This is a genomic window from Leptospira kemamanensis, from assembly GCF_004769665.1.
Lineage (GTDB): Bacteria > Spirochaetota > Leptospiria > Leptospirales > Leptospiraceae > Leptospira_A > Leptospira_A kemamanensis.
On record NZ_RQGG01000037.1, the window covers coordinates 35,958 to 43,458 of the forward strand.

Genomic DNA, 7,501 nt, shown 5'->3' on the forward strand with positions numbered 1-7,501 from the left:
CCACTTTTATTTTAATCTACTGACCTAATTATATACAGAAATATTATGAAATTTGAATATACCAATCCTTCTTCCAAAACCCTCTTAAAGTTACTCTCGGAAAAAATCTTAGTTTTAGATGGTGCCATGGGGACTATGATCCAAAGGCATTCCTTAGAAGAAGATGATTTCCGTGGCGACAGGTTTAAGGATTGGCCATTGTCTATCAAGGGCAATAATGATGTTCTCGCGATCACTAGGCCCGACATTATAGAATCTGTCCATTTAGAGTATTTGGAAGCTGGTGCCGATATTATCGAAACCAATACCTTTAGTTCTAATATTGTCTCACAAGCAGACTACAAAATGGAATCAGCGGTAAGAGACTTAAACCTTGCAGCCGTTCAGTGTGCGAAAAATGCTGTAGAAAAGTTTAAAGTCAAAACTGGTAAAACAGATGTTTTCATTGCAGGTTCGATTGGGCCCACTGTCAAAACAGCTTCCCTTTCGCCAGATGTAAATAACCCTGCATTTCGTGCTATCACCTTTGATGAGTTAGTGGATTGTTTCTATGAACAAGTTTCGGCACTACTTGATGGTGGTGTGGATTTATTATTACCAGAAACCAATATTGATACTTTGAATCTCAAGGCATGTATTTTTGCCATTGAAAAGGTATTTGAAGAACGAAAGATTCGTATTCCTGTTATCTTATCTGTTACTATTACAGATGCCTCCGGGCGAACTCTTTCCGGACAAACGGGAGAAGCATTTTACATTTCGATCAAACACGCAAAACCACTTGCTGTCGGCATTAACTGTGCCCTCGGTGCAGGGGAGATGCGTCCTTATATTGAGGAAATTTCTCGTGTCGCGGACTGTTATGTTTCTTGTTATCCGAATGCGGGCCTTCCAAACGCGTTTGGTGGGTATGACCAAACACCAGAAGAGTTTGGTGGATGGATGAAAAATTTCGCTGAAGCAGGTTTCTTAAATATTGTGGGTGGATGTTGCGGAACCACACCTGCTCACATCCGCGCTGCCAAAGAAGCAGTTAGTTCAATTAAACCTCGTGCTTTAAAAGAACAACCAAAACTCAGTACATTTGCAGGACTCGAACCACTCAAACTCACAAAAGACCAAGGATTCATCAACGTTGGAGAAAGAAACAACGTCACAGGATCACCAAAGTTCAAAAAACTCATCTTAGATGGAAATTTTGAAGAAGCTGTGCAAGTTGCCTTACAACAAGTACAAGCTGGTGCCAATATCATCGACATTAACTTTGATGAGGCGCTTCTCGATGGGGAAGCTTCGATGACAAAGTTTTTGAATTTAATCGCTGGGGAACCGGACATCGCCCGAGTTCCGTTTATGGTTGATTCCTCAAAATGGTCGGTGTTACTTGCGGGACTTAAATGTATCCAAGGAAAACCAATTGTAAATTCCATTTCCCTCAAAGAAGGGGAAGAAGTATTTTTAAATCATGCTCGCACCATCCAAAGATTTGGGGCCGCAGCGATTGTGATGGCGTTCGACGAACAAGGGCAGGCGGCAACAAAAGATGACAAAGTCAGAATTTGTAAACGTGCTTATGATTTATTGGTTTCAAAACTGGATTTTGAACCAACAGACATTATCTTTGATCCGAACATCTTGACCGTTGCAACTGGGATTGAAGAACACAATAATTATGCTGTCGATTTTATTGAAGCGACACGTGAGATCAAAAAAGTTTGCCCAGGTGCGAAAGTATCAGGTGGACTCAGTAATATTTCCTTTTCCTTTCGAGGCAATAACCCAGTTAGGGAAGCAATGCACTCTGCCTTTTTATACCATGCCATCCAAGCTGGAATGGATATGGCCATTGTCAATGCAGGGATGTTAGAAGTATACGAACAGATTCCGAAAGACTTACTTGAGTTAGTCGAAGATGTATTACTCAATCGGAGACCAGATGCCACAGAACGTTTGATAGACGCTGCTGGTAGTTTCCATGGTGAAGCAAAAGTACAAAAAAAGGATGATGTATGGCGCAGTGGAACGGTTGAAGAAAGGCTCACTCATGCTCTTGTGAAAGGGATCGATGAATTTGTAACTCAAGATACGGAAGAAGCAAGGAAAAGTTTAGCAAAACCTCTTGATGTCATCGAAGGCCCTCTCATGAACGGAATGAAAGTGGTAGGGGAACTCTTTGGAGCAGGGAAAATGTTTTTACCTCAAGTGGTGAAAAGTGCGCGGGTGATGAAAAAGGCAGTCGCTTACCTCATGCCATTTATGGAAGAGGAAAAACGAAATCAAAAAGACGAAAGTAAACAAGCGAAATTCCTCATTGCAACTGTAAAAGGTGATGTGCATGATATTGGAAAAAATATCGTAGGCGTAGTTCTTGCATGTAACAATTATGAGGTGATTGATCTTGGAGTGATGGTTCCTTGTGAAAAAATTTTGGAAACTGCCAAAAAAGAAAATGTAGCTGCCATTGGACTTTCCGGTCTTATCACACCTTCCCTTGACGAAATGGTCTATGTAGCGAAGGAGATGGAACGTTTAGAGTTTAAGGTTCCACTTCTCATTGGTGGTGCGACCACTTCTCCTGCACACACCGCTGTCAAAATTGCCGAACAATACTCACAACCTGTTTTACATGTGATGGATGCGTCTCGCGTCGTGAATGTGATGAATAGTGTTTTAAATCCACAAACGACAAAAGAATACGTCAAATCCGTTTCAGAAGAACAAGCTCGGATTCGCGAAGAGTTTTATTCTAGAGAAAGTGAACGAAATATTTTACCAATTGCAGAAGCGATCCAAAACAAATTCACAACAGATTGGGATTCCTATACTCCACCTAAACCAAGTTTTACTGGCGTAAAAGTATTTGATAATGTTACTTTAAATGATCTACTTCCGTTCGTGGATTGGTCTCCATTCTTTTTGGCTTGGGAATTAAAGGGTCGTTTCCCTCAAATTCTAAAAGATCCAGTGATTGGAAAAGAAGCCACATCTTTGTACAATGATGCACAAAGTATCTTAAAAGAAATGTTGGAAAATCCTAACCTGAAACCGAGAGCAGTTGTTGGTATGTTCCCTGCAGTCTCTCATGGGGAGATGGTAGAAATTTTTGAAGACGAAACCAAACAAAAGTCTCTTGGGTATTATCCAATGTTACGCCAACAAACTACTAAGATGTCAAATCAACCTAATTATAGTTTGGCGGATTTTATTGCTCCAAAAGAGAAAAACAAAAATGACTATATTGGTTATTTTGCCGTCACTGCAGGTCATGGAATTGAAGAGTTAGCCAAAACATATGAAGTCAAACATGATGACTACAATTCAATTTTAGTGAAAGCTTTAGCTGATCGTTTTGCAGAAGCTTTCGCTGAATACATGCACCATAAAATGCGTGAAGAATGGGGTTTTGGAAAAGACGAAAATCTAACGACTGAAGATTTGATCCGTGAAAAATACCGAGGGATTCGACCAGCTCCTGGATATCCAGCTTGCCCAGACCATACGGAGAAACGCAAAATTTGGAAACTATTGGATGTAGAAAAAAACGCAGGCATCAAACTCACTGAGTCCTGTGCGATGTGGCCTGCTAGTAGTGTGAGTGGGTATTATTTTTCTCACCCAGAGGCACGTTATTTTGCCATTGGAAAAATCAACGAAGACCAAGTGGAACCGTATGCTAAAATGAAGGAAATGGAAAAATCGGAAGTCGAACGTTGGTTGTCTCCCATTCTGAATTATGATCCATCTAGGAAGTCTAAAGGTTAAGACGACAAACAAATCATCGTTACATTAGGATCGATGATTTGTGGTTTTCTAGTGGAGAGGAAGGAGTCAATATGATCGTTTCTAGATCATCACATAACCATGGTTGGAAATTGGTGGGGAATGGAAATCTTACCACAGGATTTCCCTTTCACTCTAAGCTTGCCGAATGGCTTTCTATTTACACAAACATTCCTAAGGATGCAGAATTAGAAATCCTAGAAGTAAGTTGTGGAGAAGTGAGTTGTCCTACAGAAGAAACGTTGATTGTTTGGAAAGAACAAGGAGAACCTTTTCCTTCTTTATCACCTTCTCTTGAAACACAAGATTCCGTAGATGCATCTAACAAAGATGCTATACCCATCTACCGAAATCATGAATTTCGCATCTCACGTAAAAAAGAGAATATTTCCAAGATGGATGTGGATTTGTCTTGGAAGCGGTATATAGGGAAATTTTAATAGACCTTAAATTTTCATCACCTAGGGTATTAAAAACTGATATGATCAATTTTGAATTTGATTTTATAAATGTACTCTTCCATAGCGCAGGGTCAATCCTAACTTTTCTTGGGTGTGTATCGATTCCTAAAATTAAAGAGAGGATTAAATTTAATCTTTTTTATCAATTGATTGCTTATTATGCTCTTTTGGAATTTGGGTGCGAATTTTTAACTATCTCTTCGAGTTATGTAAGAATCTTTTCGATGGATTCTGCTTCTGACAGGGATTTTGAATCACAAACCGAATGGTCAGGGATGACAGGGATACAAATTGTATCAATACTCATCCTCCTTGCCATCACAGTGAGAATGATCAATAAAAGAAACCATCAAATCTAATCAAGAAATAAGGAATTTAGTTTTGGATCATACTCAAATATTAGATGCGTATATGGATCGTATTGGATATAAAGGTTCACATAATCCTTCGTTAGATGTACTAAATGGTATTACTTCTGCTCATGTTCGGACGATACCATTTGAAAATTTGGACATTTTGTTAGGTAAAAAAATAAATATTAACGTGGATGCAGTATTTGAAAAATTAGTCATCCAAAAACGTGGCGGTTATTGTTTTGAGCAAAATGGACTGCTATTGTATGTTTTGAAATTATTGGGGTTCCAAGTAACGCCCATTAGCGCTCGAGTTAGATTGGAAAAACCACGGGATTTCATTCCACCGCGCACGCATGTTTTCTTAAGAGTCGAAATTGCTGGAAATTCATGGTTAACGGATGTAGGCGTTGGTGGTGTATCACTCACATCTGCCATCCAACTCATTGAAAATTTGGAACAAAAAACAAATCATGAGACCAGGCGAATCGTATTCGAAAAGAATCGATATTTCCACCAAGTTTTATATGCATCTGGTTGGACCGATGTTTGTGAGTTTACATTAGAGGAAATGCCAGAAATTGATCGGGAGCTTGCCAATTGGTACACGAGCTCCCATCCTAAATCACATTTTAAAGATCGCTTGATTGTTGCGATGGCAGGAGATGATGGCAAGAGGTTCACTCTTGTGAATCGAGAATTTTCGGAAAGAGATCGTTATGGCTTAGCCATTAAAACTGAAGTAAAATCTCCGAAAGAATTGATTCAAATTCTGAAAGAAAAATTTAATCTTACGCTTCCACCTGACACTGAGTTTTTGACTCCTGGTTTGCAGTGGAAGTGACTAAGTTGATCGTCTTTATGATTTCCAATTCCCATCTTCAATCATAAGGAAACGCAATTGAACAAAATTTTATTAGAAGTAGTGCCTCGTGAGATTCCTGTGATTTTACAGGAAGTCAATTTTGTAAAAAAGAATTTTAGTCAAATTTCTGGCATTAATATTCCTGATTTACTTCGTTTTGAAAATAGGAGTTGGTCTGTTGCTTCATTGATACAACCAATTTATCCTAACGTGATTCCTCACCTACGTGCCATCGATTTTGATTTAGATCATTGTGAAGAAATCATCGATACATTAAAACAATCACAAATTTCTTCTGTTGTTGTAATCAAAGGTGACCCGCCAACGGATATGTCAAAACGAGTTTATCCCACAACATCCATTAAATTTATCAAAAAACTTAAAAAAGAAATTCATCATTTAAAAGTATATGCAGCTGTTGATCAGTATCGTGTTGGGATCAAAGACGAGTTTGATTATATAGAAATGAAAAAGGATGTAGGCGCCGATGGATTTTTGACTCAACCTTTTTTTGATATGAGGTTGGTTGATATATTCACTGAAAAACTGAAAGGGATGGAAGTGTATATCGGTGTTAGTCCCGTTGTCACTGAAAAATCTCAAAGTTATTGGGAGTCTAGGAATAGAGCGTATTTCCCAAAGGATTTTGTGCCGACTATCGATTGGAATGTGAAGTTTGCAAAAGAAGTAATCACATTTTGTTCCAAGAATGGAATGAATACCTATCTGATGCCAATCCGTATCCATCTCGAAGAGTATTTGCGTCGGATCTTTGATTGAGGTAATTAAAATTGTCTATCCTTCGATTAGGCGAGGCGGGGGGCTAATTGCAATACAGATAGTGGGTAGAGCAGGGATGATAAACGAATTTCGCAAAGCCAATCGATTTCAGGCAGCTATCTGAAATTCTATTATTGTCCGCCTTTTTAATGTTATGCGTATTGCAATTAACATCCACCATAATTTCCCCTCCATCTTTTAGATCAAAACAAAGCTTTCGTATCTACAGAAAATAAAATCCAAATAATTTAGATTAAATTTACGAACACAAATCTTCCCAAGTGAAGTGTCTCCGACGGAATCGTGGCCATGGATTTTCTTTCGCTCGCCAGTCGGACCCGGATGGGACGCTGGCAGGAGTGGGGGATACTGAACGTCTATCGAAGACATCCAAGTTGGGGATGTGGTTCTTTCTAAATCCGAGGAAACAGGCGAAGTTTCTTACCGCAAGGTGTTGACTACTTTCATCCGCCAAACGGATGCAATTTACAAAGTATCCTTTGCCGACGGAACTGTACTCGAAACCACCCCTTCCGTGTTAAAAAGCAAGATGCTACGGGAGAAACCTTTACAATAGAAAACACAACTTGGGTGGAAGCTAAAGACTTACATCCTGGTGATGTGGCTCTTGGTGCTAACGGACAAGAACTCGTTGTAACCGACATAACCATTGATGAGCGGGCAGAGACCGTTTATAACTTTGAGGTGGATGAGTATCATACCTACTTCGTTGGGGAAGTCGGGGTTTGGGTGCATAATGCGGATTACTTGGAAAAAATAAAAAATTTTGTAAATAAAGGTGAATATGAGTCAGACGAGATTTTAAGATTAAACGAATTACAAAAGGAAAGAAAAGAAAGACGAGAAAAAGCTCTAGCTATTAGAAAAAAAATTGATATCCAGGAAAATGGATTCTTTTCATTAAACATGATGTCCAAATTTAGTGAGTTTTCTTTTGAATCATTTGATAAAAATGCACCACAAATATTCAAGAAGTTAGATAAAGCTTTTGGATATGAACTTGAAAATGGAGTAATGTCCAGCCCTAAGGGCGAACTCGAAGAGTTTGGCCAATATATTGATAAAAATGGCCATGAACATATAAATACAAAAAATATGGATAAACCTTTGACTTATTATTTAGATAACGGTAGTATATTAACGATAAAACCTGGGGTTGAAGATATTGTCCTAGTTCAGCGAAAAAGGTAATTTTGTAATCAAAAAATAAGCTAAGCCACAAGATCCAATTTAATACTTTC

Annotated in this window: 7 protein-coding genes; all 7 read left to right on the top strand. The window is 38.7% G+C overall.

Annotated features, from left to right (window positions below; translation table 11 throughout):
* Window positions 1–45 precede the first annotated feature (45 nt).
* Entirely contained in the window at window positions 46–3,762 is a 3,717-nt protein-coding gene (gene metH / locus EHQ59_RS14100) for a methionine synthase (protein WP_135620289.1), read from the top strand.
* A 71-nt stretch (window positions 3,763–3,833) separates the two neighbouring features.
* Window positions 3,834–4,220: a hypothetical protein gene (locus tag EHQ59_RS14105; RefSeq protein WP_135620290.1), complete on the top strand. Its 387-nt coding sequence runs from the start codon at window positions 3,834–3,836 to the stop codon at window positions 4,218–4,220.
* 41 nt (window positions 4,221–4,261) lie between these two features.
* The gene (locus EHQ59_RS14110; protein ID WP_135620291.1) at window positions 4,262–4,600 is read left to right on the top strand and encodes a hypothetical protein; all 339 of its coding nucleotides are present in this window, start codon (window positions 4,262–4,264) and stop codon (window positions 4,598–4,600) included.
* Window positions 4,601–4,622: 22 nt separating this feature from the next.
* On the top strand, window positions 4,623–5,438 hold the full coding sequence (locus EHQ59_RS14115; protein ID WP_135620292.1) for an arylamine N-acetyltransferase family protein: 816 nt from the start codon (window positions 4,623–4,625) through the stop codon (window positions 5,436–5,438).
* Window positions 5,439–5,495: 57 nt separating this feature from the next.
* On the top strand, window positions 5,496–6,239 hold the full coding sequence (locus tag EHQ59_RS14120) for a methylenetetrahydrofolate reductase (protein ID WP_135620293.1): 744 nt from the start codon (window positions 5,496–5,498) through the stop codon (window positions 6,237–6,239).
* A 388-nt stretch (window positions 6,240–6,627) separates the two neighbouring features.
* Window positions 6,628–6,816 carry a hypothetical protein gene (locus EHQ59_RS18010; RefSeq protein WP_425270153.1) on the top strand — a complete coding sequence of 63 codons (189 nt, stop codon included), beginning with the start codon at window positions 6,628–6,630 and terminating at the stop codon, window positions 6,814–6,816.
* On the top strand, window positions 6,813–7,451 hold the full coding sequence (locus EHQ59_RS14125) for a polymorphic toxin-type HINT domain-containing protein (protein WP_279638187.1): 639 nt from the start codon (window positions 6,813–6,815) through the stop codon (window positions 7,449–7,451). Before EHQ59_RS18010 ends, EHQ59_RS14125 begins: the two co-directional genes overlap by 4 nt.
* The last annotated feature ends 50 nt before the right edge of the window (window positions 7,452–7,501 follow it).